Annotated in this window: 20 protein-coding genes; 17 read left to right on the top strand and 3 right to left on the bottom strand. The window is 38.9% G+C overall.

The genetic code is table 11. The annotated features are described in order from the left end of the window. Positions 1–37 precede the first annotated feature (37 nt). Positions 38–1,666 carry a glycoside hydrolase family 43 protein gene (locus DW963_RS08320; RefSeq protein ID WP_117915011.1) on the top strand — a complete coding sequence of 543 codons (1,629 nt, stop codon included), beginning with the start codon at positions 38–40 and terminating at the stop codon, positions 1,664–1,666. On the opposite strand, the gene DW963_RS08325 is transcribed toward DW963_RS08320, so the two are convergent. Continuing rightward, entirely contained in the window at positions 1,663–2,145 is a 483-nt protein-coding gene (locus DW963_RS08325) for an XRE family transcriptional regulator (RefSeq protein WP_243269232.1), read from the bottom strand. The two genes, DW963_RS08320 and DW963_RS08325, sit on opposite strands and share 4 nt — an antisense overlap. Positions 2,146–2,179: 34 nt before the next feature. Then, positions 2,180–3,391, bottom strand: coding sequence for a cell wall hydrolase (locus DW963_RS08330; RefSeq protein ID WP_117915015.1), 1,212 nt, complete (start codon positions 3,389–3,391; stop codon positions 2,180–2,182). Positions 3,392–3,825: 434 nt separating this feature from the next. On the opposite strand from DW963_RS08330, the gene DW963_RS08335 reads away from it, so the two are divergent. Next, positions 3,826–6,513, top strand: a complete 2,688-nt coding sequence (locus DW963_RS08335; RefSeq protein ID WP_117915017.1) for an ABC transporter ATP-binding protein/permease — start codon at positions 3,826–3,828, stop codon at positions 6,511–6,513. 80 nt (positions 6,514–6,593) lie between these two features. Then, positions 6,594–6,908, top strand: coding sequence for a YerC/YecD family TrpR-related protein (locus tag DW963_RS08340; protein ID WP_012739789.1), 315 nt, complete (start codon positions 6,594–6,596; stop codon positions 6,906–6,908). A 61-nt stretch (positions 6,909–6,969) separates the two neighbouring features. Here the strand turns inward: DW963_RS08340 and DW963_RS08345 are convergent, their stop codons facing one another. Continuing rightward, the gene (locus DW963_RS08345) at positions 6,970–7,611 is read right to left on the bottom strand and encodes a DUF1836 domain-containing protein (protein ID WP_117915019.1); all 642 of its coding nucleotides are present in this window, start codon (positions 7,609–7,611) and stop codon (positions 6,970–6,972) included. 319 nt (positions 7,612–7,930) lie between these two features. Here DW963_RS08345 and DW963_RS08350 point away from each other — a divergent pair, with 319 nt between their 5' ends. From DW963_RS08350 to DW963_RS13990, 14 genes are all read left to right on the top strand, one after another. Beyond that, entirely contained in the window at positions 7,931–8,614 is a 684-nt protein-coding gene (locus DW963_RS08350; RefSeq protein WP_117915021.1) for a PspA/IM30 family protein, read from the top strand. A gap of 53 nt (positions 8,615–8,667) precedes the next feature. Further along, positions 8,668–9,624 (top strand): SPFH domain-containing protein, encoded by a 957-nt coding sequence (locus DW963_RS08355; RefSeq protein WP_012739786.1) that lies wholly within the window; start codon positions 8,668–8,670, stop codon positions 9,622–9,624. 147 nt (positions 9,625–9,771) lie between these two features. Beyond that, positions 9,772–12,240 (top strand): ATP-dependent helicase, encoded by a 2,469-nt coding sequence (locus DW963_RS08360; protein WP_117915023.1) that lies wholly within the window; start codon positions 9,772–9,774, stop codon positions 12,238–12,240. A gap of 66 nt (positions 12,241–12,306) precedes the next feature. Beyond that, positions 12,307–12,579: a hypothetical protein gene (locus tag DW963_RS08365; RefSeq protein ID WP_022098403.1), complete on the top strand. Its 273-nt coding sequence runs from the start codon at positions 12,307–12,309 to the stop codon at positions 12,577–12,579. 191 nt (positions 12,580–12,770) lie between these two features. Then, entirely contained in the window at positions 12,771–13,832 is a 1,062-nt protein-coding gene (locus tag DW963_RS08370; protein WP_117915025.1) for an FUSC family protein, read from the top strand. A 131-nt stretch (positions 13,833–13,963) separates the two neighbouring features. Then, complete coding sequence (rlmD, locus tag DW963_RS08375) at positions 13,964–15,361, top strand: 23S rRNA (uracil(1939)-C(5))-methyltransferase RlmD (protein ID WP_199669372.1); 1,398 nt, start codon at positions 13,964–13,966, stop codon at positions 15,359–15,361. A 129-nt stretch (positions 15,362–15,490) separates the two neighbouring features. Continuing rightward, the gene (locus DW963_RS08380; RefSeq protein WP_117915029.1) at positions 15,491–17,653 is read left to right on the top strand and encodes a DUF8426 domain-containing protein; all 2,163 of its coding nucleotides are present in this window, start codon (positions 15,491–15,493) and stop codon (positions 17,651–17,653) included. After that, positions 17,650–18,699 (top strand): 5-methylcytosine-specific restriction endonuclease system specificity protein McrC, encoded by a 1,050-nt coding sequence (gene mcrC, locus DW963_RS08385; protein ID WP_117915031.1) that lies wholly within the window; start codon positions 17,650–17,652, stop codon positions 18,697–18,699. Before DW963_RS08380 ends, mcrC begins: the two co-directional genes overlap by 4 nt. Positions 18,700–18,835: 136 nt before the next feature. Continuing rightward, positions 18,836–20,065, top strand: coding sequence for an SEC-C metal-binding domain-containing protein (locus DW963_RS13665; protein ID WP_286169215.1), 1,230 nt, complete (start codon positions 18,836–18,838; stop codon positions 20,063–20,065). Positions 20,066–20,208: 143 nt separating this feature from the next. Beyond that, positions 20,209–20,898: a response regulator transcription factor gene (locus DW963_RS08395; RefSeq protein WP_008120506.1), complete on the top strand. Its 690-nt coding sequence runs from the start codon at positions 20,209–20,211 to the stop codon at positions 20,896–20,898. Continuing rightward, entirely contained in the window at positions 20,874–22,139 is a 1,266-nt protein-coding gene (locus tag DW963_RS08400) for a sensor histidine kinase (RefSeq protein ID WP_117915035.1), read from the top strand. The genes DW963_RS08395 and DW963_RS08400 overlap by 25 nt, the downstream gene beginning before the upstream one ends. Positions 22,140–22,275: 136 nt before the next feature. After that, positions 22,276–22,950, top strand: coding sequence for an ABC transporter ATP-binding protein (locus DW963_RS08405; RefSeq protein WP_117915037.1), 675 nt, complete (start codon positions 22,276–22,278; stop codon positions 22,948–22,950). After that, positions 22,947–25,391: an ABC transporter permease gene (locus tag DW963_RS08410; RefSeq protein WP_117915039.1), complete on the top strand. Its 2,445-nt coding sequence runs from the start codon at positions 22,947–22,949 to the stop codon at positions 25,389–25,391. The genes DW963_RS08405 and DW963_RS08410 overlap by 4 nt, the downstream gene beginning before the upstream one ends. 250 nt (positions 25,392–25,641) lie before the next feature. Further along, positions 25,642–25,929: a virulence RhuM family protein gene (locus DW963_RS13990; RefSeq protein ID WP_330422567.1), complete on the top strand. Its 288-nt coding sequence runs from the start codon at positions 25,642–25,644 to the stop codon at positions 25,927–25,929. The last annotated feature ends 1,062 nt before the right edge of the window (positions 25,930–26,991 follow it).

Consider the following 26,991-nt stretch of genomic DNA (forward strand, 5'->3'; position numbering starts at 1 on the left):
AATTATTGAGCCGTAAACTGGCAGAAAGAGGTCATATATGTGGACAGCAGATTTAGGAAATGGACGATACAAGAATCCAATACTTTACGCTGATTATTCAGATCCGGATGCAATCCGTGTCGGTGATGATTATTTTATGATATCATCAAGCTTTTCTAATGCTCCGGCTATGCCGTTGCTTCATTCTAAGGACCTTGTAAACTGGAAGGTTGTTAACTACATTTTGCCTGAAGTTCCAGAATTCAGATACAGAAATCCAATTCATGGATGCGGAGTGTGGGCACCTGCCATAAGATATCATGAGGGTACATATTATGTGTGCTTTCCAATGCCGGATGAAGGAATATATATGACTACAGCAACGGACCCTTATGGTGAGTGGAGTAAACCAGTGAACATAAGACCAGGCGCAGGCTGGATTGACCCATGCCCATTCTGGGATGATGACGGAAAGGCATATCTTGTTGCAGGAGTTGCCAAGAGCCGTATAGGATATAAGAGTGTGCTTCATATGGTAGAGATGCAGCCTGATGGAATGGGGCTTACAGGTGGGGAAAAGATTATATTTGACGGTAACTTAAATGACCAGATTACAATAGAAGGCCCTAAGATGTATAAACGAAACGGATGGTATTATATATTTGCACCGGCTGGCGGTGTTAAGACAGGCTGGCAGACAGTGTTAAGGTCGAAAAATGTGTTTGGACCATATGAGTATAAAGTGGTTATGAGACAGGGGGATTCGCCTGTCAATGGACCTCATCAGGGTGCATGGGTTGACACAGTTACAGGACAGGACTGGTTCATACATTTTCAGGATGTGTATGCAGCGGGCAGAATAACGCATCTGCAGCCAATGAGCTGGGAAAATGACTGGCCTGTTATTGGGGTTAAGAAAGACGGCAATGATTATGGCGAGCCTGTGATGGAGTATGAAAAGCCTGATGTTGGTTCAGTTTATGAGATATGTGAGCCGGATACTACAGACGAATTCACAGAAGATAGCCTGGGACTGCAGTGGCAGTGGAATGCCAATCCTGATAGTGACTGGGCGCAGAACGGCACGGATGAAAGCGGAAATGTGTCTGATGACGGTTCTTATATAAAGCTTAATGCGGTTGGCAGAGCATCAAACAGACCAATTGGCGATTACAGAAATCTTCTCTTGCAGAAGTGGCCGGCACCGGAATTTAGCTGTATTACTAAGATGAATATCAGCGGAATGGCTGATGGTGATAATGCCGGATTCATTCATATGGGAATGGATTATCTGGCAGCAGATGTGACTGTTAAAGGCGGTAAGATGGAAGTATATGCAGTAAAGGGTGTGCAGCAGTTTGACTGTGACCAGGCTTATACTAAAGAGACTAAAGAATTGCTTGCTTCATACGATAATCTTAAGGAAATATATTTCAGATACACAGTTAAAAAGACAGGAACTAAAGATTATGTAGAGGGTGGACTTCCTGTTAAGGAAGCATCTGTTGAGACAGTAACAATAGAGATAAGCGCAGACGGAAAAGAATACACCAACCCTGTTTCCGTTATTGCCAAAGCCGGAAGATGGGTTGGTGTAAAGAGCGGTGTATATGTATCACATGATAATTCAGCCAATAGTGAAAACAAAGGCTTTGTTACGGTAGATTATGTAAGATACAGCCGTTAAATATTCTTAATGTTTTTCTTAGCCCACAATTCAAGGGCTTTCGCATTATTGGAAATAAGGTCGAGGGATTCAAGTATCTGCTTGAATTCCTCCTGTTCTCCAATATCAACCTGTCCATCAGCAGAGATATTGATAATAGAAGCACGCAGGTTTTCAATATCATTCAAAGAACCAAGCATTTTTAATGATAATCTGTCAAATGAATTAATCTCGACTTCCTTCATTGTAAGCCTTCCAATCGGACATTCGCTTGAGCAGTAATTATAGCAGAGTTCAGGAGCGTTGTAGCATTTTGACATAGATACAACCTCGTCTGCATAAGGTGTTACATTGCCAAGTTCAATTCTTGCAAGTCTTGTTCTGTCTATACCTACGACATCTGAAGCTGCTTCACGGCTTTCAAAGTCAGCATTTTTCTGTGCAGCAGAAAATCTTGCCTGATAATATCTGTTATCAGATGCTTTAGTTGCTTTCTTCATAGTTAATAATTCTCCCTTTAGTATATTTAATGAGTTAGTAAAATACATGGTCTCCAATAACGGTTCCGCCCACATCGACAGAACTGTCATATACATGAAAATATAATGCATTAATATTGATATAACCGTTAAGCACATCAACGGCTGCCTGGGTGCAGGCTGCATTCGCCCCTCTTGCAAGGACTATTGCAAATCGTCCGCTGGCAACAGGTGAAAACTGGTAAGGCGCATATATTACGCCGCTTATGCTGTTAGCGAAGCGTGGGTCTGCAACTCTGTTGATAACAACACTTCCTACAGCACATTTGCCCTCATATGACTGGTTGCCGGCTTCACATTCGATAATGGCTGCCAGCATGGCAACATCTTCAGCAGTGTGATTCTTAAGAACGTTGTTAAGAGCGTTCTGGTCAACCATAGCAGAACCGGAAGATGAATTACCGCCTGTGTTGCTGGAATTGCCAGAGTTATTGGCTTTGTCAGCCTCTTCCTGTGCTTTTCTTGCAGCTTCAAGAGCTTCCATTTCACGGCGCTGACGCTCTAACATTTCCTGTTCAATCTGTTTTTCGTATTCGAGTGCAAGTGCTTCTGCATCAGTAATGCTGTCACTTGTAGTGTCAAGCTCTGTCTGACACTGTGAGAGAAGCGCAGCAAAATTATCAGCTTCGCGGGAGGCATCATCTTTAAGAGTGACAAGTTCAGCCATTTCTTGTTCAAGCTTTGCCTGAGTTTCTTTAAGAGAAGCCAGAAGGTCACTTAATTCCTGCATCTTCTGGTGGTCATAATTAGAAATCTGCTGGATATATTCTGACTTGGATAAAAGGTCAGAAAGGCTTTCAGCTGACAGAAGCGTTGACAGGATAGTAGCATTATTATTCTCATACATAAACTGTATTCGAAGTTTCATTGCAGCGTATTGTCTGTTAATTTCCTCCTGCATGCTTGCTATATCTTCATTAGAGCGCTCAATTTCAGTCTGCTTGGCATTAATTGCATCTTCAATAGAGGCGATTTTTTCACCGGAAGCAGACAGCTTCTCGTTAAGCTCTCCGTAAGATGCATTGAGTTCACTCTGTTTATTCCTTAATTCTTCAAGCTGTTTATTAACAGCATCGAGGTCATCCTGTGTATCAGCCATCAACTGGTCAGGATAAGCAAAAAATGGAACAGCAAATGTAGCTGCCATTATAAATGTAAGACCAGCGGCCGTTAATTTCCGTAATTTTAATCTGATAAAATGTTTCACATAGACTCCTAGTAATCATTATATTTTTATAAACAAAAAACAATATTAGTATAAAATGTGCTGGAATAAATTGCAAGCCAAGCTTTCCATGGTGTATATTAATTGAGGATTGCGGATTGGGAATTGGTCTGCGTCTTAAATGTTGTGTATATCAGTTGCGGTGTCTGACTATAGCATACGCTTGAATAATCCGAGCTGTGTGTAACTTAATGCCGCTATATACATTAGGGCGGTGCGTCAAATCTCGTTCAAGCGAAGCGCGTTTGATTTGACACACCGTAATAAACTCTGTAGATAGCGGCATTTAGTTACACTAAGCGCAGGATTCCTGAAAGCGTATGCTATAGTCAGACGCCACAACGTCATGTACGCAAGTCGAAGGATACAGACAAGTTCCCAATCCGCAGACCGCAATAAAATAAAAGGAGTATTCGATGCTTGAATTAAATGATATAAAGAAAGACTATGTGTCCGGTTCGACTACTGTGAGTGCACTTAAGGGCATTAATCTTAGGTTCAGGGATTGCGAGTTCGTGTCGATTCTTGGACAGTCCGGATGTGGTAAGACTACTATGCTTAATATTATAGGCGGACTTGATAAGTATACGAGTGGTGACCTTAAGATAAATGGAGTGTCAACTAAGAATTATAAGGACAGAGACTGGGATTTTTACAGAAATAATTCTATTGGTTTTGTCTTTCAGAGTTACAATCTGATTCCGCACCAGACTGTTTTATCTAATGTAGAGCTTGCACTTACGCTTTCAGGTGTATCTAAGGCTGAGAGAAAGAGAAGAGCTATAGAGGCACTTGAGAAGGTTGGACTTGGAGAGCAGATTCACAAGAAGCCTAATCAGATGTCAGGTGGACAGATGCAAAGGGTTGCAATTGCAAGAGCACTTGTAAATAATCCTGATATCCTGCTTGCTGATGAGCCCACAGGAGCACTTGATACAGAGACAAGTATCCAGATTATGGAGCTTTTAAAGGAGATATCAAAGGACAGACTTATAATTATGGTAACTCATAATCCGGAGCTTGCCAAGGATTATTCTACAAGAATAGTCAGATTATTAGATGGTGTGATAACTGATGACTCTGATCCATATACGTTAGAAGATATGGAAGCTGATATTAAGGCTAAAGAGGCTGCTAAGGTTAAGGCATCAGAGAAGAAGAATAAAAAGTCAGGAAAGAAGCAGAAAACATCTATGTCATTCTTTACAGCGCTTTCACTTTCCTTTAATAACCTTATGACTAAGAAAACAAGAACGATTCTTACTGCATTTGCAGGAAGCATAGGAATTATCGGTATTGCAATGATTCTTTCTATCTCAAATGGTATCCAGTTATACATTGACAGGGTTCAGAGAGATACGCTTTCGAGCTATCCTATAACGCTTCAGGCAGAGTCGATTGATATAAGCAGCATGGTTACAAGCATGACAGGCAATTCGGATTCAGAAGAGCATGAGGATAAGTCTAAAATATATTCTAACGATATCATGGGTGACATGATTAATACCATGGTAAAGGAGGTTAAGAGCAATAACCTTTCAGAGTTTAAGAAATATATTGAAAACGGCGGCTCTGACATTAAGTCATATGTAAGTGATATCCAGTATTCATATGATGTTCCTCTTAACATTTATATGAAGGATACTTCTAACGGTGTAGAGCAGTTAAACCCAAGTACAATGTTTGATTCGATATATGGCGAGGGTGCAACAAGCACATCTTCTGCAATGTCATCAGGCATGGGTATGGGAATGTTTTCTAACAGCAGTGTGTGGAACCAGCTTTTAGGAAACCAGCAGGTTCTTGATGAGCAGTATGATGTCCTCGCAGGACACTGGCCAGAGAATTTCAACGAGGTTGTGCTTGTTACAGATAAGAATAACGAGGTTGATGATTATACACTTTACTCATTAGGACTTAAAGACCCTGAGGAAGTAAGAACACTCTTTAAGAAAATGATGGTTGGTGAATCATACGAAACAGAAAAGGATATAAGCTATACATTTGACGAGATACTTGATACAGAGTTTAAGCTTGTTATGCCTACGGACATGTATAAGTACAATGATGTGACCGGTACATGGGACGATTACAGCAAAGATGATAAGTATATGACAAATGTTGTAAATAACGGAACTGATATTAAAGTATGTGGAATAATCAGACCTAATGATGACGCAGTCAGCACTTCAATTTCAAGTGGAATCGGTTATACAGCAAAGCTTACTGAATATATTATCGAAGAAGTAAAAAACAGTGAGATTGCCAAGGCACAGCTTGCTGATACAAGCGTTGATGTATTTACAGGAGTTCCATTTGACAATGACAGGAATACAGAGATTACAATGGACGATGTAAATGCATATATGGCAACACTTTCACCAGAGGAAAGCGCTCAGATGCAGGCAATGACAAGTGGAATGAGCGATGACCAGATACTACAGCTTTTCTCAGCGTCACTAAAGGCTAGAACAACAGATGCAACATTAGACAGCAATAAGTCGAAGCTTGGAATTACAGACCTTGATACACCTTCACAGATAGATATATATGCAACTGATTTTGATTCTAAGGAGAAGGTTCAGAATATTATTAAGGATTACAATAAGTTGCAGCAGGACGATGGCAAAGAAGAAAATGTTATTAACTACACAGATTATGTTGGAATAATGATGTCTTCAGTGAGCACAATTATTAATGCAATCTCTTATGTATTAATAGCATTTGTTGCAATATCACTTATAGTTTCTTCGATAATGATAGGTATTATCACATACATTTCAGTACTTGAAAGAACTAAGGAAATTGGTGTATTAAGAAGTATTGGTGCTTCTAAGAAAGATGTTTCAAGAATATTCAATGCAGAGACACTTATTGAAGGTTTTGTCTCAGGCGCACTCGGCATTGTTGTAACTTTATTGCTGTGCATACCTGCAAATGCGTTGATTAAGCACCTTACAGACATTTCTAATGTTGCACAGCTTCCGGTTGCAGGAGGAGTAATACTTATAATAATAAGTATGTTCCTTACATTTATTGCTGGACTTATCCCGGCAAAGCTTGCAGCTAAAAAAGACCCTGTTGTGGCATTAAGAAGTGAATAATGTCTTTACTTTAAAACTTCACTGTGTTAAAATTTGGAAGTAATAGCCAATGCTATTTTGGGAAACCGGGGTGGACAATTATGAATAATAAGTTAAAGACACAGGCTGTTGAGCAGCTTTTTCAGGCAATATTAAGTCTTAAGGATTTAGATGAAGCATACGATTTCTTTGAGGATGTATGTACAATTAACGAGATTTTATCTTTATCCCAGAGATTTGAGGTTGCCAAGATGTTAAGAGAACACAGGACATATCTTGATATTGCAGAGAAGACAGGTGCGTCTACTGCGACAATCAGCAGGGTAAACCGTTCACTTAATTATGGTAATGACGGGTATGACAGAGTATTTGAAAGACTTGGCATGCTTGAGAAAGAGTCAGAAGACAATAAGTAATCAATATGAAGCAATGTAAAAGGGAACTGTCAGTACTGGCAGTTCCCTTAATTTATATGGATTATTTCTTTTTGTCTGTTTTATCAGGCTTCTCAGGCTGCTTTGGCGCATGCTTGGCAGAGTAATCATCAATCAGACTTTCAATCATGTTCTTCTTCATGTATACATCAAAGCTTAAAAGGCATACAAGGCTGAAGAACTGTAAGAATTCTCTGTCATCATCATCCTTTACATCTGAAAATGCATTGCTTGCCTGTTCAGACTTTGCAAATATATCTTTAGATAATGGCCTTGCAAGAGAGGATTCCATTGAAAAAATCTCTTTATATATATAATCCAGATTCGGCTTGGAACCTTCATCAAAGAATTTCTCTGTGAGAGGGTTGAGCATTTTCTGGATATCACTTATTGAAAGGATATTCTTGAAGTAATAAATAAATGTAAGGATATATATGTGTTCCTTAGAGTATTTCTTTTTCACTGGTGATGGCAGCAGATTGTTCTTGGCATAGTTGTTAATCATTGTTTTGGTTAATACTTTATCATCCGTGGTACGCTTTGTATCGTGAAGATGTTCATACATAAATGTTGTAACCTGATCCATGTACAGATTGATGTTAGGCACATCTCCGGGTTTTATATAGTTAAGAGCGGACATATCTTTAAGAATACCGCTCATAAGCTCTTTAATATCGTTGTTCATATGTTCCTCATTTCTTTAAAAATGCGTATTCATGAGAGAATACATTTATATTAATGCTTAAGCTATATTATATAGTTTTTAAAACCACATTTCAAGTAGGAATAACATAGTGAACTTTTGCATAGTGTAATGTGCATAATATGATATTTTAATATTTGTAATAAAACGCTAAAATATGTCTCAAAGGAGCAAATCTTAGTGACTTTTTACTCCTGATATATTATAATGAAAAAGGTTTTTTTAGAATTCTGGGAGACAGAATTCGGATGCACCAGAGGGTGATATGTGCCGGAAAGCGGTACAGGAATGGAGGATTATTATGGGTATTTTAACAAGATTCAAGGACATTATGAGCGCTAACATCAATGCACTTCTCGATAAGTGTGAAGATCCAGAGAAGATGATTGACCAGTACATGAGAAATCTTGAGAGCGACCTTGGAAAGGTTAAGGCAGAGACAGCTTCAGTTATGGCTGAGGAGACAAGATGTAAAAGAGAGCTTGATGAATGCATAGCAGATGTTGCCAAGTATCAGTCATATGCAGAAAAGGCTCTTAAGGCTGGCAATGAGGCAGATGCAAGAACATTCCTTGAGAAGAAGCAGCAGTTAGTTTCTAAGCAGGCTACATTACAGCAGACATATAATATTGCAGCAGACAATGCAGCTAAGATGCGTCAGATGCATGATAAGCTCTGCAAGGATATCCAGTCTCTTGAAGCAAGAAGAGATGCAGTTAAGGCTAAGGTTGCAGCAGCTAAGGCTCAGGAGAGAATCAACAAGGTTGGTTCAAGTGTTAACAGTGTTGGAACAAGCATGGATGCATTCGGTAAGATGGAGGCTAAGGCTAATAAGATGCTTGACGAGGCTAATGCAATGGCAGAGCTTAACCAGACACAGCTTGAGGCAGATGTTGACAGTCTTGCAGCTAAGTATGATGCAGAGCCGGCTAACACAGCAGTTGATGATGAATTAGCAGCACTTAAGGCTCAGATGGGCTTATAATTCAGAAGCACATTTATAATGAGATAAGCAATACATAGATAAGGAGAGGGAACATGGGATTATTCAAAGGGCAGTTTGCCAACGTAGTTGAATGGGAAGAGTACAGAGATGATATAATCTTCTGGAAATGGACCAACAGAGAAATCAAGAAAGGCAGTAAGCTGATTATCCGCGCCGGCCAGGATGCAATCTTTATGTACAATGGTAAGATTGAAGGTATTTTTAAGGACGAGGGAAGCTTTGATATTGAATCACAGATTATTCCATTCTTATCAACACTTAAAGGCTTTAAATTCGGCTTCAACAGTGGAGTAAGAGCTGAAGTTTTATTCGTTAATACTAAGGAATTCACAGAGAAGTGGGGAACTAAGAATCCTATTCTTATTCCAACACAGGCACTTCCAGGTGGCATGCCAATAAGAGCTTTCGGTAACTTCTCATTTTCAGTATCTGATTACATTACGCTTATAGACAAGGTAGCAGGTGTAAAGCAGATGTACACTGTTGCAGATGTTAAGGAAAGAATATCAGCAGTTCTTGACCAGCTTCTTATGAAGTGGATTTCTAAAGAAGGCAAGGATATGTTTAATCTTCAGGCTAATGCTTATGATATCTCAGCGGGTATTAAGACAGACCTTGATATGGAGATGAGCAAGTTAGGAATCACAATAACAAGCTTTACTATCTCAAGCTTCTCTTATCCGGAAGAAGTACAGAAGATGACTAATAAGGCAGCTTCTCAGGCAATGGTTGGAGATATGAACAGATATACACAGATGGCTATGGCTGATAGTATCGGCAATTCAAGAGGCGGTTCGAATATTGCCAGTGATATGATGCAGCTCCAGATGGGAATGCAGGTTGGACAGCAGATGATGAATAACATGAATACTGCAATGAATAATAATGCAAATGTGTCAGGTGGCACAGCACCTAAGTTCTGTCCTAACTGTGGAACACCAACTAATGGCGCTAAGTTCTGTTCTAACTGTGGAACAAAGCTTGCATAATCTGACAATTAGTAATATGTGAATTTAATAAATAACAATCAGGGATGTTGTCATATTGGCTTGGCAACATCCCGTTGTTTTTGTATAATGTGGTAGTTGGCAGAAATAAGGTGGATATAGATTTCACATTTGCATGAAGGTGGGTATATGAGATTAGAAGATTTGAATGACAGCCAGAAAAGGGCAGTTAAATATACAGATGGCGCGCTGCTTATCATCGCCGGAGCAGGCTCTGGAAAGACGCGTGTGCTTACGAACAGAATTGCATATTTAATAGAAGAATGCGGAGTAGACCCATATAATATTATGGCAATTACATTTACTAATAAAGCTGCAAGAGAGATGAAAGAACGAGTTGAGACTACTGTGGCACAGGGTGCAGGGGCTGTATGGGTAAGTACATTCCACTCAACATGCGTGAGAATTTTAAGAAGATACATAGACAGAATTGGATATGATAATAACTTTACCATATATGATACGGACGACCAGAAGTCTGTTATCAAGGATATATGTAAGAAGATGAATATAGATACGAAGATGCTTAAAGAGCGGGCTATTATGAGTAAGATTTCATCTGCTAAAGATGAATTAAAGACTCCTGATGAGTTCGAGCTTGAGGCGGGCAACGACTATAACCTTAGAAGAATTGCGGGCGTATACAGAGAATATCAGAAGACGCTTAAGCTTAATAATGCGCTTGATTTTGATGATCTGATATTCAAGACGGTTGAGCTGTTCCAGAGTGATGCAGAGGTGCTTGAGCATTATCAGGACAGATTCAGATATATAATGGTAGATGAGTATCAGGATACTAATACATCACAGTTTAAGCTGGTTGCAATGCTTGCGGCAAAGTATGGCAATATATGTGTTGTTGGTGATGATGACCAGTCTATATATAAGTTCCGTGGAGCAAACATTTATAATATTCTTAACTTTGAAAATGTGTTTACAGGTGCTAAGGTTATAAAGCTTGAGCAGAATTACCGTTCAACGCAGACTATTCTTAATGCTGCAAATGCTGTGATAAGTAATAATGTCGGCAGAAAGAGCAAGTCACTCTGGACAGATAACGGAGAGGGCGAGAAGGTTAATTATACTTTGTATGAGAACGGGTATGATGAGGCAGAAGGCGTTGCAAGTGGTATTGCAGAGTATGTAAGGGATGGCTGGAATTATAATGATGTTGCCATTCTTTACAGAACTAATGCACAGTCAAGAGCACTCGAAGAAAAGCTGATGATTCACAATATTCCATACAAGATATATGGCGGACAGAATTTCTATCAGCGAAAGGAAATCAAGGATATTCTTGCTTATCTAAAAACTATTGATAATGGTCTTGATGGTCAGGCGGTTAAGCGAATTATAAATGTTCCGAAGAGGGGAATTGGTAATACAACGATTGACAGATTGCAGGAATATGCAGATTTTAATGATATTACCTTCTGGGAAGCACTTGTCAATGCAAAGGATATTGACACAATAAAGAATGCGGCACTTTCCAAGTTAGAGCCATTTGTTGACCTTATTGGAAGACTGCGTGCCAAGGAAGAATTCATGTCATTAAAGGAGCTTGCTGAGGCTGTAATTGAGGATACAGGATATATCGAGAGCCTTTCACAGAATGAAACGGTGGAAGAGGTTGAGGCAAGACGCGAGAATCTGGATGAATTCATTAATAAGGTAGTAAGCTATGAGGAGGGCTGTAAGGAAGCAGGCGAAGAGCCTACACTTTCAGGACTTCTTGAAGAAGTTGCCTTAATAGCAGATATTGATAATCTTGATGAGTCAGAGCCTCATGTAATGCTTATGACACTTCATAGCGCAAAGGGTCTGGAATTCCCAATTGTGTATATGACAGGAATGGAGGACGGACTTTTCCCAAGCTATATGACAATTGTGTCAGATGATTCAACTGAGATTGAGGAAGAGAGAAGACTGTGTTATGTAGGAATAACAAGAGCAGAGAAAATACTTAATCTTACAAGTGCCAAGTCGCGTATGGTGCGTGGTGAAACACAGATGAATAAGGTTTCAAGATTCATTAATGAAATTCCTAAGGAATATATGCACATAGAAAACAATTCCAGTGGGTATGCTAAAGGCAGGATTGCATATGGCGGTACATCAGATGAGCCGGATACAAAAGGCATTAACATGCGTGCAACAGCCAGATCAATTCTTAGCAGCTACGGAAGCGGCACACCAGGCGGAAGGGCAGCAGGAACATATAGTTCAAGAAAGGTTAAGATAAATGGTGGTTCTAATCCGGGATTTGGAAAAGACCCTATGGAATTATTTGACCTTAAGAAACCAGAAAAGAGAAAGACACCGGCAGATTCTGTAAGAAGTGCTTATGCAGGAGTGCCTACACGAAGCGGCTTATCTTCAAGAAATGTAATAGGTGCTGCAAGAGGTGCAGATATAAGTGCAAAATCTTCAGGCGGACTTGGCTACAGTGTCGGTGATATGGTGAGCCATGTGAAATTCGGCGAAGGAAAGGTACTTGCTATAGAGGATTCAGCAAGAGACTATATGGTAACAGTTGAATTTGCAGAGTACGGACAGAAGAAAATGCTGGCAGGATTTGCCAGACTTAAAAAACTATAATGACAAATGTTTAACGCTATGCTATAATACATTTATTAAATCCGTGGTATGAAAGGAGATATTGTTATGAGTAAAGAAAAATTAGATGAGCTTATCGCAGCTACTAAATTAGGAGAACTTATTAGCAAGAAGGAAGATGAAGATAAGAAATGCTGCAAGAAGTGCAGCACAATTATCATAGCTGTTCTTGCTATCGTTGGTGCAGTTGCAGCAGTTGCTGGTATCGCTTATGCTGTATACAGATATTTTACACCAGATTATTTAGATGATTTCGATGATGAAGATTTCGAAGACGAAGATTTTGACGATGATTTCGAGGATGAAGACATCGAGAAGTAATGTAATAAGTGCGATATGATTGAAAGCCACAGCCGGCTTGATATGTCCATTAGGATATGTCAGTGGTTGTGGCTTTTTTTATTGCATAATATTTAATTATTTCTTAATTGACATAGGGGTGTAATCAGTGTTATATTACTCAACCCTGTCATTAAGCAAAATTTAAGGGGAGGAAAGGAAAGCAGGAATTTATGACATTTTATCAGGAGTTACAGTTAAGCTCGGCTGGTTCAAAACAGCTTATCAAGAACACACAGGATTCTAAAGAGAAAAGAAGACATATTCTTATATATAATTTTAAGGTGTATCTGGTTATGATATTCTGCGTCGCAGTAGTTACAGTATTCAGTAAGCTGCTGGGGAATAATAATAGTGTTGTCGGAGTTACAGTGCTTCTTGCGGTGCTGGTATTAAGACAGGCGGATTTTGGAATTAAGACATCACATGGATTGATTTCGATAATGGGAATATATGCGATATTGATAGCAGGACCGAGGGTTTCCAATATGGTACCGCCAGTTGCTGCATTTGTAATAAATGTTGTGTGTATTATGCTTCTTATGATAATGGGATGTCACAATGTAATTATGTATAATCATTCAACATTCGTTCTTGGGTATCTTTTGCTACAGGGATATGATGTCACAGGCCATGAATATATGATGAGAGTTGTGGGACTGCTTGCCGGGATGTTAGTATGCATGATTATTTTCTATAAGAATCAGAGGAACAGACCATATAGAAGAACATTCTGGGATTTGTTTAAGGAATTTAATATTAATTCAGCAAGGACAAGATGGTACATTAAGCTTACATTTATCGTATCAAGCGCTATGCTGATTGTTTCACTGATGGGACTGCCTAGGGCAATGTGGATTGGAATTGCGTGCATGTCAGTGTGTCTGCCGTTTTCTAAAGATGTTGATAAGAGAATTGGAAACAGGGCATTGTTTAATGTTGTTGGATGTGCGATTTTTGCAGTGATGTATATAGTACTGCCAGAATCAATGTATCCGTATATAGGCATGATAGGTGGTATCGGAGTCGGATATTCCGCTGGTTATGCATGGCAGACAGCTTTTAATACATTTGGCGCATTATCAATTGCGGCGGGACTTTTTGGAATGCCTTATGCAGTTGCATTACGTATAGGACTGAATGCTGCCGGGGCTGCTTATACATGGCTGTGTGACAAGGTACTTGAAAGAATACATTCTGCAGTGCAGGCAAAGAATGTCAGCGTGGTGGAGTAAATGTGACTACTATACTTTAGCACATTTTTCTGATAAAATTATATAAGGTATGCCGTTATGTGAATAAGTGCTGCCAGAAACTATTAATATGTTAATAACAGGCACAATTCATGTGCGGAATGGAGTATAGATTGAAAAAAGGAAGCATATACGAAGGTAAAGTTGAAAAGGTTGATTTCCCTAACAAGGCGACAGTGTGGGTGACAGATGAGGACGGACAGAAGGAAAAGGCAATCGTAAAGAATGCAATTCCTGGACAGACTGTCAGATTCTGCGTGAATAAGAAAAGAAAAGGACACTGCGAAGGCAGACTTATGGAAGTTGTTGAGAAGAGTCCACTTGAAACCAACCCGGCATGTCCACATTTTGGCAAATGCGGTGGCTGCACTTACCAGACAGTAGCTTATGAGGAACAGTTAAAGATTAAGAGTGCACAGGTGGAAAAGCTTCTTAGCGAAGTTGTTTCGGGTGAGCTTCCATTTGAGGGGATAATCGGAAGTCCGGTCACAGAAGAATACCGTAACAAGATGGAATTTTCATTTGGTGATGAGTACAAGGACGGACCGCTTGCACTCGGACTTCACAAACGAAACAGCATGTATGATATTGTTCCAGTTACAGAATGTAAGATTATTGATGAGGATTACAGAAAGATTCTCACATGCGTTCAGGATTATGCAATAGAGAAGGAGCTTCCTTTCCAGCACAAGTTAAGCCACGAGGGGTATCTGCGTCATCTTCTTGTAAGAAAGTCAGTAAAGACAGGACAGATTCTTGTTGATATCGTAACAACGACTCAGATTGAGCATGATTTCACAGAGCTTGTAAACCGCCTGACATCAATTGAATATAAGGGCACTCTTACAGGTGTTCTCCATACATTTAACGACAGCCTTGCAGATGCAGTAATTAACGAGAAAACTGAGCTTCTGTATGGTCAGGATTATATTGAAGAGGAACTTCTTGGGTTGCGTTTCAAGATAACTCCGTTCTCATTCTTCCAGACTAATTCTCTTGGAGCGGAAGTGCTTTACTCTAAGGCACGGGAGTATGTGCTTTCCGGGGGATTTGGAGATGTGGCTGGCAGCAAGCCGGTTATATATGACCTGTATACAGGTACTGGTACGATTGCACAGATGTTATCTCCGGTTGCCAGCAAGGTTATCGGTGTTGAGATTGTTGCGGAAGCTGTTGAGGCTGCTAAGAAGAATGCAGCCCAGAACGGTCTTACTAATTGTGAGTTCATTGCAGATGATGTTTTAAAGGCGCTTGATAATATTGAGATTAAGCCTGATTTCATCGTACTTGACCCACCTCGTGACGGAATTCACCCTAAGGCACTTGAAAAGATTATTGATTACGGTGTTGACAGAATGGTGTACATTTCCTGCAAGCCTACTTCGCTTGCAAGAGACCTTGTTACTCTGCAGGAGAGAGGATATAAGGTAGAGAAGTGCTGTTGTGTTGATATGTTTCCTAATACGGGGCATGTGGAGTGCGTAGTTCTGTTGACTAAGGTACACAAGTAAAAGTGTGAAAAAGGCTTGAAATAAGGGCCTTTTGAGATTTTTAGAATTAAAAATTAGACTAAGGGCGTAAAAGCAGACGCAGAATTAGCTTGGTATAATACACCCGATTTATATCTGGAGGAGAAGTAAATGAACGAACAAAATCAATTTGATTGGGTGGATTTTTATAAGGAATTCGCTTCAAAACTTTTAGATTATAAAGACAGAAGAGATGAACTCGTAGAAAAGGTGAAGGCGATTTATACTATGACGGGTATGAATATGCCTACTTTGGAAAAGGATAATAATCTCATTGACATTGACCCTTTTACTGTGTTTGGCCTCTTCAACAAGAAACTGAAGGATGACAATCGCATCAAGATTTTAACAGCAATTGCTGAACTATTTGACGTTAAAACAGCAGTGCCTACATCGTTTGATAGCCTGCCAGTGCTCAATCCTCAGAATGCTACGTTCTATTATTTTATTGGTGAACGTGGAAAAAGTGACATTGATGAGCTGTGGGAGCTGTTTGCCTCCGCTTTGGCTTATGCGCAGGAGCCTACTGCTGACCGTAGAGAGAAAGTTGCACACTATTTTGATTTGGCCATCAATAAAAAAGGTAACGGAAATAGCAAGATTACAATGGCGTTGTACTGGATTTCACCGAATTCATTTCTGAACTTGGATAGTCGAAATGAATGGTATATTTATGAATCCGGAAAGGTTCCAGCTGATATAGTTAGTGGGCTACCAGAGATTGAAGCTAAGATTCCTTCATCTAAGTATTTTCAAATAGTAGAGTCCTTGCGCAGCTATTTACAGAGCTCAGAGAGTGAATTGAAAGACTTTAAAGAGTTGTCCTTTGATGCTTGGAAATATTCGGAACAGGTCAATCAGGAGAAAGCTGCAGAAAAGAAAGCGGCAACAAAGGTAAGTGACACGCTTGCGGATGATGTTGATACGGTCCACTATTGGATTTATGCTCCCGGTGAAGGCTCATGTATGTGGGACGAATTCTATAATGCAGGTATTATGGCAATTGGCTGGGGCGAGATTGGTGACCTCCGAGAGTTTGATTCAAAGGATGCAATGAAGGTAAAAATGAAGGAAACCTTCGATGAAAAACTTTCCTATAAAAACGCTGCACATGCTACATGGCAGTTTGCGAATGAGATGAAGGTTGGAGATATCATCTTTGTAAAGAAAGGTATGCATCAACTGGTGGGCCGAGGTGTTGTTACATCTGATTATGAATTTGATGGAGAGCGCTCCGACGAATACAAGAATACTCGTCAGGTAAATTGGACCCATAAAGGAGAATGGCCTCATCCGGGACAGGCAGTCATGAAAACCCTCACTGATATTACTTCCTATACAGATTATGTCGAAAAACTCAATGCTTTATTTGAGGATGAGTCTGAAGAAGATGTTGAGGAAGTTGAGAAGTCTTACCCGGTATATACAAAAAATGATTTCTTGTCAGAGGTCTTCATGCCAGAGGAAGAGTACGATAAGCTGGCTGGTATTCTTCGTATAAAGAAAAACATTATCCTTCAGGGTGCTCCCGGTGTTGGTAAGACTTTTGCCGCCAAGAGACTCGCATTTTCTATGATGGGAGTAAAAGATGTAGAAAGAGTTATGATGGTTCAGTTCCATCAGAGCTATTCGTATGAAGACTTCATCATGGGATTTAGACCTTCGACGGATGGATTTGAACTGAAACGAGGCGCTTTTTATAACTTCTGTAAGAAGGCTGAAATCGATGGAGATAATGATTACTTTTTTATCATCGATGAAATCAACAGAGGTAACTTAAGTAAAATATTCGGTGAGCTGTTTATGCTTATTGAAAATGACAAAAGAGGCGTTTCGTTACAGCTTCTATATTCTGATGAGAAGTTCTCTGTACCTAAGAATATTTATATCATTGGCATGATGAATACAGCTGACCGTAGCTTGGCTATGTTGGATTATGCGCTCAGAAGAAGATTTGCTTTTTTTGAAATCAAGCCGGGCTTTACAACGGACGGATTCATAGAATATAGAATGAGCTTAGAAAATGAGAAATTTGATAAACTGATTGCCTGTGTGGAGAGCCTGAATAATGAGATATCTAATGATGAATCATTAGGCGATGGCTTCTGTATAGGACATAGCTATTTCTGCAATCTGTCACCAGACACGATTGATGACCAAGTATTGTCTGGAATTGTTGAGTATGAGCTGATTCCGCTTTTGAAAGAATACTGGTTTGATGAGCCAACAAAGGTGAAAGATTGGAGCAGTAATTTAAGGAGTGCGATTAAGTGATACCGGTTCAAAATGTCTATTATATGCTGTCGTATGCCTTCAAAGTTCTGAATGAACAGGGTTACAAAAGAATAGCTACTGAAGAATTTAATAATACTGCAGAACTGATGGCAGCAATATTAGCCAAAGGTATCGCTGTCCAGCTGAAGCGAGGACTGGGAAAAGAGTATATATCCCAGACGGAGGAATTATCATCACTCCGAGGCAAAATTGATATTGCCGAATCCATAAAGACGCAGAGTATGATTAGAAAAAAGTTGATTTGTACCTATGACGATTTTTCTGTAAATAGTACGATGAATCGAATAATCAAATCAACTGTGGAGCTTCTTCTTAAAGCAGATATTGCAAAAAGTAGAAAAAAGGAACTCCGTAAGCTAATGGTATTCTTTGCGGATGTAACATCGATTGACTTGTACTCTGTGAACTGGAATCTGCAGTATAACAGAAACAATCAGTCATACCAGATGCTAATTTCGATATGTTATTTGGTAGTGAAAGGGCTGCTCCAGACCAATACGGATGGAACGACAAAGCTGATGGATTTCCTTGATGAACAGAGAATGTGCCGTCTGTATGAGAAGTTTATTCTTGAATATTATAAAAAACACTATCCAGAGCTATCCGTCAGTGCGTCACAGATACCGTGGTCCTTAGACGATGGAATTGGAGATATGCTTCCAATAATGCAGAGCGACATTCATCTTCAAAGAGGAAGTACGGTACTGATTATAGATGCTAAATATTATGCGAGTACAACGCAGGTTCAGTTTGATAAACATACTCTTCACTCAAATAACCTATATCAGATATTCACCTATGTAAAAAACCGTGAATATCAGTTTGGTGATACTGAAAATACAGTTTCAGGAATGCTCTTGTATGCGAAGACAGATGCTGTGATTCAACCGGATAATGTATATCAAATGCATGGCAATCAGATAAGTGTTAGAACGCTAGACTTGAATCTTCCGTTTGAGCAGGTTGCAGGACAGATGGATAGAATTGCTGAATCACATTTTGATGATGTTAAAAAATACCTGTAGAGAGGGGGAGCATTAAGTGGTACATAATTGTTATATTAAATGCCAAGTGTGTGGATGTATTACTAGAGTGCGACTTCAAGTAGGGTGGCAAGAGTCTCACCCGATTGTAGTGACTTGTGGTGAATGTAGGACGTCCTTGTTTGGTCGAGTAAAGATTGGACAGGATACTCTCGGTTTAGAATACCATTTTGATAATGCTGATATTTGCAATGAAGAAGACAAAGAAAAATACATTGTGGAATGCTCTGGAGAGTTCCCTGTCTTTAAGCAGAGGCCGGTGGCTGAAGATGAGGGATACGTGCTTACTCCATTTATTCGAGCTACGGAGATAATGGATGAAGGGTATGAAGAGTTTTCCACGTCTGTAAGGCAGTTATCTGACGCTGCAAAATGCTGGACAAGCTATAAAAGAATTCAGGATTTATCTAAGGTAAATAGTCCTTATTTAAAGCAAGAAATTCAAAAAATATTCAGCGGAGAATATTTTCAGTGCAGGGATGAGTATGAACTATTAAGAGCAATTCATATGATTGATGTACATGCATTTTATACCCCACTGAAAAAAGAACTTTTAAATAATATGGATTTTAGCTCTAACATACTTAAATTGGATAGAGCACAATTGAGAAAACTTCTGAATTATCTTGAAAACCACAGCGGATATCGTTTGGAAGAACTTCAAAATTTAATATATAAGCTGATGGATGAATTTATGTCGGTCTATCAGGCATTGATTCCGGCATTTGCGTTACAGTTTTATACAGATAAATTTGATTTAAGTGTTGAAGGCTCTACAACAAGTACCTTTGATACAGTTAAACAGTTTTATTTAGATGTATACGAAGGATTAGGCAATTTGCTTATTATTCCTATTGCGTTGGATAATATAAAAATCAGAAATGATTTTGAAAAAATGGCACCAGTAGAGAAGAATATTTCTTCTATTGATGAGTTTGTTGCTACAACAAAAGCGACTAGATTTCACTACATTTTTTCAAATGAGCCACATGTTGCTCTTGCAGATATAATCTTAAATGCAAAATTGAGAAACGCTATAGGTCATAATGATGTGGAATACGATACCGTCACACAGTGTATTACATATATACCTAATCCTAAAGACCGTTCAAAACAGAAACAGGAGTATTTGTTACAGTTTGAAAATGAAGCACTGAGAATGTATCAGGGAGTTTTAGTTATCTCAGAATATATTTACAGATTAAGACAATTGACTTTGATGGAAAAGGGGATAACACCAATTAAACCAAATGTTCCTATCACTAAATCTAAGAAGATTGGGCGAAATGAACCCTGTCCGTGTGGCAGTGGAAAAAAGTTCAAACATTGTCATGGAAGAAACGAATAAATTAAGGTCGAGTGTATGGGAATTGTGGTTCCAGATGGACTGGAAAATAGTCGTTGACCTATCCCTTGTACTGCGAACAGGTAGGGTTGAGACAATGGGAAGCATTTTAAGATGAATAGTTAATAAAGAGAGGTGCATATGCTATGCCAGGTATACTCGTGGTCGAAGATGATGAAAATTTAAATCGTGGAATTACATTCTCACTGAAAAAATCCGGATATGAGGTTTTTTCAGCAGAATCAGTGAAAAAAGCGAAAAGAATTGCAAGTGATAATAATGTGGATGTTACCATTTGTGATGTGAATCTTCCGGATGGGAATGGACTGGAATTTGTAAGGTGGATGAGATGCAATTATAATACATACATTATCTGCCTTACAGCACTAGATCAGGAGATGGATCAGGTCATGGGATATGAAGCAGGGGCAGATGATTATATTACAAAGCCGTTTAGTCTTTCGGTACTTCTTTTGAAAATAGAAGCACATTTCCGCCGCAGACAGGAGAAAACGGAAGCCGGAAAGATGATTTCGGGAGATATCGTATTTATCGCAGGAGAAATGAAAGTCCTGATAAAGAGTCGAGAAATCAGTCTGACAAAAACAGAGTTGAAAATGCTGACTTTTTTTCTTCAGAATCCGAAACAGATTCTTTCAAAAACACAAATATTGGAAAATGTGTTTGATCTGGAAGGGGATTTTGTGGATGAAAATACAATCGCTGTCAATATCAGAAGACTCCGTGAGAAAATCGAAGACAATCCGGCTGCACCGGTCTATATAAAGAATATCAGAGGTCTTGGGTATATATGGAATCAGGAGGTAAGGCAGTGACAAAGAGATATCGCAAGAAGATCACAGTAGCGCTCTCCTTGGTTTTGCCTGTCATAGTATTGTTTGCAATATTAAATTGCTTTACCACGTATGTGTTTTATGAAGATTATAAATATAAAATGAATCTTATGACAGAGATTGCTGCAAAGGAAGAATTTTCCGGGCTGGATGCTGTTTCGGAATTGCTTAAGGATAAGGATATTGAAACCAACGAACAGGGAAGGCGATTATTGGAGCAATATGGATACTGGGGGAATAAAGGGAATGCATTTTATTCACAATTCCGGCACCAGGTTATTGTGACCGGTGCTGTAAGCACTGTGATATGCGTGCTTCTTTTGACTTTTTTACTTTATTGGAAGAAAAAAGAAGATGCGTGTCATCAGAAAATTTTAGACCAGTTGGAAGAAATTCTGATCAGATTCCGTGAAAATAAATTTGATGCTTTACTGAAAACGGAAAATCCAGCAGAACTGGAAAAATTGAATGACCAGCTTGAAGCAATCGGACATCATATTCAGTTGCTAAAGGAAGAAGCACGGGAAGAAAAAGAGAGCACGAAAGAAATGGTTTCTGATATCTCTCACCAGTTAAAGACACCGGTTGCAGCTTTGGATACATGTTTTAGTGTGCTGATGCAGAATGACTTAAGTGCCACAGAACAGGAGGAGTTTCGTATCCGTTGTCGGAGTGCTCTGGATGGACTGGAGACATTATTGCAGTCGCTTCTTGAAATATCCAAGATGGAAACTGGACTGATTCAGATTAATAAGAAAAAACTTCCGCTTATGGATACTGTCATATCTGCTGTGAACTGTACTTATCCAAAAGCGGATGAAAAAGAAATTGAATTCGTTTTTGACTATGCAAAAGAGCTGGAAACATGCATGGTTATGCAGGATAAAAGATGGCTTGGTGAAGCTGTGATCAACGTTTTAGATAATGCAATCAAGTACAGCCCGGATGGTTCAAAAATATTTATCCGGTTACAAGAAAGAAACGATTTTGTAAGAATGGAAATTGAGGATCAGGGAATTGGTATTCCGCAGAATGAGTATCACAAAATTTTTCAACGATTTTACAGAGGAAGTTCCAGGGAGGTCATGGAAAAGAGTGGTACAGGAATCGGACTTTTTCTATCGAGAGAAATTATCGAAAAACACGGAGGTACAATCATGGTAACCTCCGGCAAAAAGAAAAAAGGAAGCACGTTTGTGATTCAATTACCATATGTTTGTTAAATTTTAAGTGGGCAGAAATCTTACAATTCTGTAAGATTTCTGCTCGTTTTTTGAAAGTGAAATGAAAGATTATCCTGATACAATTTGGATGCAGGTTGAAAAGGTACACTTTACAGAATTAAAAAGGAGGCAACATATGAGTGTGATATTAGAAACCAAGCAGCTTTGTAAATTTTATGGCGCGGGTGAGAATCAGGTCAAAGCGGTCAATCAGGTGGACATTCAGATTGAGCAGGGAGAATTTGTCGCAATTGTCGGAAAGTCAGGTTCCGGTAAAAGTACATTACTTCATATGCTTGGAGGGCTTGACACCCCTACAAAAGGCAGTGTTACTTTAGCCGGGAAAGATTTATACAGAATGAAGGAAGATGCCCTTGCTGTTTTCCGCAGAAGAAAAATCGGATTTGTTTTCCAGGCATTTAATCTGGTTTCATCTGTTAATGTCTGGGAAAATATTGTACTGCCACTGGGGCTGGATGGAAGAAAAGTGGATGAAGTGTATGTAAATGATATCATTGCAACTCTGGGGATTGAAAACCGGATTTATAATCTGCCAAATCAGTTATCCGGAGGACAGCAGCAGAGAGTAGCAATTGCAAGAGCACTTGTGAATCGTCCGGAAATTATATTTGCAGATGAGCCGACAGGAAATCTTGATTCTAAGACCAGTGATGAGGTAATCGCCCTGCTTAAGATGACAGCAAAAAAATATGGACAGACAATTGTAATGATTACCCATGATGACGAAATTGCACAGGTCGCTGACCGTATTCTGGTAATTGAGGATGGACAGGTGGTGGATTTCAGATGAAGACAATAAGCAGGATTGCATATAGCAATGATAAAAAGAACAAGACAAGAAGTATTCTGATTATGATGTCCATATGTCTGACTACGATGCTGCTTATGATTATCAGTACTGTGGGAAATGGAATGATCCGTTTACAGAAAAGTCAGGCGGCAAGCTCATATGGAAGCAATTATGGTCTGTTTGTCGCAGCAGATGTCTCGCAGTTAAAGGAAGTAAGCCGCCGTGCAGAAACAGATGCAATAGGAATTATGTGTACAGAAGGCATAATTAAAGGCAATGAAAAAGGCGGGTTTGTCTGCATGGATGAGACTGCAAGAAAAATGCTTCCCTATAATAAGGAATATGAGTTAAAGGAAGGAAAGTATCCGGGGGGAACGCAGGAAATTGCCGCAGGAAGAGCATTTTTTAGTGAAATGGGATATGATGATGTAAAGGTCGGAGATACGGTTACACTTGATTACCGCGCAGGGATGCAGTCAGAATATAAGCCGGAAGAATTTGTTGTCAGCGGAATCCTATATGATCGGGATGAGTATACCATCGAGGCATCTTATGTTGCTTTCGGGTCACAGGAGTTTTATGATGAGCACGTCGCAGAGAATGACAGACAGTATAATATTTATTTTACTTTAAATGATTCTGCAAATGTATCTATGAATAATATTGATTCGGTTATAAAGCAGATTGCAGCAGCTTGTGGGATCGAAGAAAAAAACGTTATAGTCAATGATCTCTATTTGCAATGGGTCTTGCAGCCGAGTTATGAAACGATTGCGGTATGCGGGGTTTTGATTCTTGCAATTGTACTTTTCTCTGTTGTGGTCATTTATAATATTTTTCAGGTCGGTATTGCCAACAAGATACAGGAGTATGGAAAAATCAAGGCTCTGGGAGCGACAAAAAAGCAGATGAAACAACTGATCTTCAGAGAGGGCATTTTTTTGACATTTTTTTCAATACCAGTTGGATTGCTTTTTGGCTTTCTGATTGCAAAATGCGGTTTTAACTGGCTGGTAGAACAGGGGAACCTTGTATCAACCCAAACTGGCTCTATGAGAGTTCAAAATCAGCAGGTGCCTCTGTTTTCCCTGCCTGTTATGCTTTTATGTATTTTCGTATCATTTCTTACCGTTGCTTTGGCACTGCGTAAACCAATGAAAATTGTTTCACGGATTTCACCTATCGAAGCAACACGGTATTTAGAAAATGCAGAAACACAAAAAAAGGGAAAGCGAATTGGCAGAAAAAATGTCACCGTGTTTTCTATGGCAATGGCAAATGTGACGGGTAATCAAAAAAGAACCATTGGTACCATCCTCACAATGGGGCTTTCCTGCACATTGTTTGTGATTATCTCTAATTATGTGGGAAATATTGACACGGAGCATGAAGCGCGTCTTTCCGTTAATCATGGACAATTCGAACTGCAGCTTGACTATTCTGCTGAGTATGATGAAAGATATCCAGAGAATAATCTGGATACGATTCTGACGGACAATCCATTGAATGATTCGCTGATTGAAGAAATCAAAAGCATTCCGGGAGTAACAGATGTCATGACGAGAGAGATTGTCTCTGTAAATCTGAACGGAACAAGATTTCCGGCTACTATTGTGAGTAAAAAGGATTTTGATTTTATGCGCCAAGAAGGGGATATTGGCTCTATGGACTATGATCAGGCGGTAAAGAATGGTGATATTTTCTTTGGCTGGTCAACGTGGATGGAACAAGATGGATATGCTCCGGGTGAATCTATTGCATTTGACTTTGAGAATGGAAGTGGAACCTATACTTATCAGGGAAAGATTGCAGGATCTTTTGTAAGTGCGGACACTTATCTTGTCATTCCGGAAGGTGTATATCGTTCCATGAATCCGAGAGGAACAGCCTATGGCTATCTGTGGGTGGACTGTGATAAAAAAGATGTTGTATCTGTGGAACAGAGTCTGAATACTTTGATTTCTAATACTTCGTATATAAAAATGGATACCTATCATGCACAGTTACAATCTGCAGAATTTGCAAGCAGCATGATGAAGCTTGGCTGTTATCTGTTTATGGCTATTGTAGGACTCATCGGGTTTATGAATATGGCGAATACCATGATCATGAATATTACGACAAAAAAGCAGGAATATGGTATATTACAGGCTGTGGGTATGACAAATAAACAATTAAATTTATGCTTGCAGTTACAGGGACTGATTTTTACGGTTGGTACCATATGCGTAGCTTTGATCATTGGTCTGCCGCTCGGCTATGCACTTTTTTCCTATGCAAAACATAATGGAATATTTGGAATGAATATCTATCATGTTCCAATCGTACCAATTTTTATTATGATTTTTTTGGTCGGTCTGTTGCAGATTGTACTTTCCTGCGTTTTAAGCAGTAATCTGAAAAAGGAAACGCTGGTTGAAAGAATAAGGTATCAGGGATAGCAAGTAATATGTAATGAACTTAAACACTGTTCAATTGAGCAATCTATATGAATCTGATATGCTGAGTATACAAAAGCTTTTGAATTTTATAGGAGATTCGTAGTGAGTGGAGTCTTTTTTATTTTGCACTGTATAATGGAAAAAGTTTTGGTTGAACAGCGGTTGGGCTAATAATAAAATCTTGTTGGGACAATAGTGAACGCATGCGTTCACATTTTATAACTAAGAAGTAATGGATTGGAGCGGTGATATGGCGGACAAAATTGGAACAGGTGAATATGGGGAAATTCTCATATACCAGACAGATAATGGGCAGACAAATATAGAAGTTAAAATAGAAGATGATACAGTATGGCTGACACAACAGCAGCTTACTGAATTATATCAATGCAGTAAATCAAATATAAGTGAACATATAAAGCATATATTCGAAGAAGAGGATAGGCGTATCATTAGAAATAGTGGTACGCTTATTTTTGTCCCTTTTTGCAGATTTGTCCTTTCACCTGCTTTCCAATATAAAATTGAATATGTCTAAGGCAGATTACAAAGCGGCTTATTCTTATTGATTTTAAGAGTAGGCGGCTTTTTTGCGTTCTCTGGTACTGTTTACATAGCCACCTTGACAAAGTGGATAAATCTATGCAAAAGGGATAAGGCTTTAGCACATTTTGAAGGCGGGTATCGCAGTGGCTATGATGGGCAAAAAAGAAAAAATGAGGAATCTTTTAATCATTTTAAGTGCATAACCCGTTATTATATATATACAGATATTCAATGCAGTCTGGTCATACTAGATCAGCAAGATCTGTTTTTACTGATATCCGCAAGGATTACAATTTATGATTTATGATATCGTGATTTCATATCAGGCCGAGATAGACCTTCGTGGAATCTTCGAATACATTGCTTTTGAACTGAAGTCACCAGAAAATGCAAGTGGTCAGCTTGATAGGCTTGAAGCATGTATTTTATCTTGTTCTATATATTCCGGATGATGATACACAAGTGGTTACGATTATTCGTGTTATGTACGGTGGAAGAGATGTGGATACGCAATTAAAAAGATTTACAAAAACAAAATAATTTGAAAGCATCAATCAGAAATGGTTGGTGCTTTTTTCATGCCTGGAGAAATCTGTTTTTTATGCCCATTTTTACAGAAGGAGGTATCGACCGTGGCTAACAGAATTATGGGTATTACTGTCAAGATTGGCAAAGATACCACCAAATTACAGACTGGCTTCCTGTATAATTCAAAGTGTAGGAAAAATAAAAAATTATATTTCATCAACGTTTCATAAAAGGTGTGTAGAATGATATTAAAAGTAGCTATAAAATGCTATTGTGAAAAAAATAAAGGAGGAATAATTTATGAAAAAATGCTTGTCCAGTAGATGCAATTAGTTATGGAGTAAGAAAATAGAAAGGAGTAGTTAGGAAAGTGATAAAAAATGCTATAGCATATATTACAAGAAAGAGAAATAGAACTTTTAATAATTTTTATCATATTAACTATAGTTCTTTCTTGCTTGTATTCTTGTTTAACAATAATGAAATCAAGCGATGAAATAGAAAAGGCTTTATATGAAAGTTCTAA

The sequence above is a fragment of the Eubacterium sp. AM46-8 genome (assembly GCF_003466705.1).
Lineage (GTDB): Bacteria > Bacillota > Clostridia > Lachnospirales > Lachnospiraceae > Lachnospira.

Excerpts from the sequence above, each read along its gene's own strand:
- DW963_RS08320 (WP_117915011.1), top strand. The coding sequence starts at position 38 with ATGTGGACAGCAGATTTAGGAAATGGACGATACAAGAATCCAATACTT.
- DW963_RS08325 (WP_243269232.1), bottom strand. The coding sequence starts at position 2,145 with ATGAAGAAAGCAACTAAAGCATCTGATAACAGATATTATCAGGCAAGA.
- DW963_RS08335 (WP_117915017.1), top strand. The coding sequence starts at position 3,826 with ATGCTTGAATTAAATGATATAAAGAAAGACTATGTGTCCGGTTCGACT.
- DW963_RS08340 (WP_012739789.1), top strand. The coding sequence starts at position 6,594 with ATGAATAATAAGTTAAAGACACAGGCTGTTGAGCAGCTTTTTCAGGCA.
- DW963_RS08345 (WP_117915019.1), bottom strand. The coding sequence starts at position 7,611 with ATGAACAACGATATTAAAGAGCTTATGAGCGGTATTCTTAAAGATATG.
- DW963_RS08350 (WP_117915021.1), top strand. The coding sequence starts at position 7,931 with ATGGGTATTTTAACAAGATTCAAGGACATTATGAGCGCTAACATCAAT.
- DW963_RS08355 (WP_012739786.1), top strand. The coding sequence starts at position 8,668 with ATGGGATTATTCAAAGGGCAGTTTGCCAACGTAGTTGAATGGGAAGAG.
- DW963_RS08360 (WP_117915023.1), top strand. The coding sequence starts at position 9,772 with ATGAGATTAGAAGATTTGAATGACAGCCAGAAAAGGGCAGTTAAATAT.
- DW963_RS08365 (WP_022098403.1), top strand. The coding sequence starts at position 12,307 with ATGAGTAAAGAAAAATTAGATGAGCTTATCGCAGCTACTAAATTAGGA.
- DW963_RS08370 (WP_117915025.1), top strand. The coding sequence starts at position 12,771 with ATGACATTTTATCAGGAGTTACAGTTAAGCTCGGCTGGTTCAAAACAG.
- DW963_RS08380 (WP_117915029.1), top strand. The coding sequence starts at position 15,491 with ATGAACGAACAAAATCAATTTGATTGGGTGGATTTTTATAAGGAATTC.
- DW963_RS08395 (WP_008120506.1), top strand. The coding sequence starts at position 20,209 with ATGCCAGGTATACTCGTGGTCGAAGATGATGAAAATTTAAATCGTGGA.
- DW963_RS08400 (WP_117915035.1), top strand. The coding sequence starts at position 20,874 with ATGGAATCAGGAGGTAAGGCAGTGACAAAGAGATATCGCAAGAAGATC.
- DW963_RS08405 (WP_117915037.1), top strand. The coding sequence starts at position 22,276 with ATGAGTGTGATATTAGAAACCAAGCAGCTTTGTAAATTTTATGGCGCG.
- DW963_RS08410 (WP_117915039.1), top strand. The coding sequence starts at position 22,947 with ATGAAGACAATAAGCAGGATTGCATATAGCAATGATAAAAAGAACAAG.
- DW963_RS13990 (WP_330422567.1), top strand. The coding sequence starts at position 25,642 with ATGGCGGACAAAATTGGAACAGGTGAATATGGGGAAATTCTCATATAC.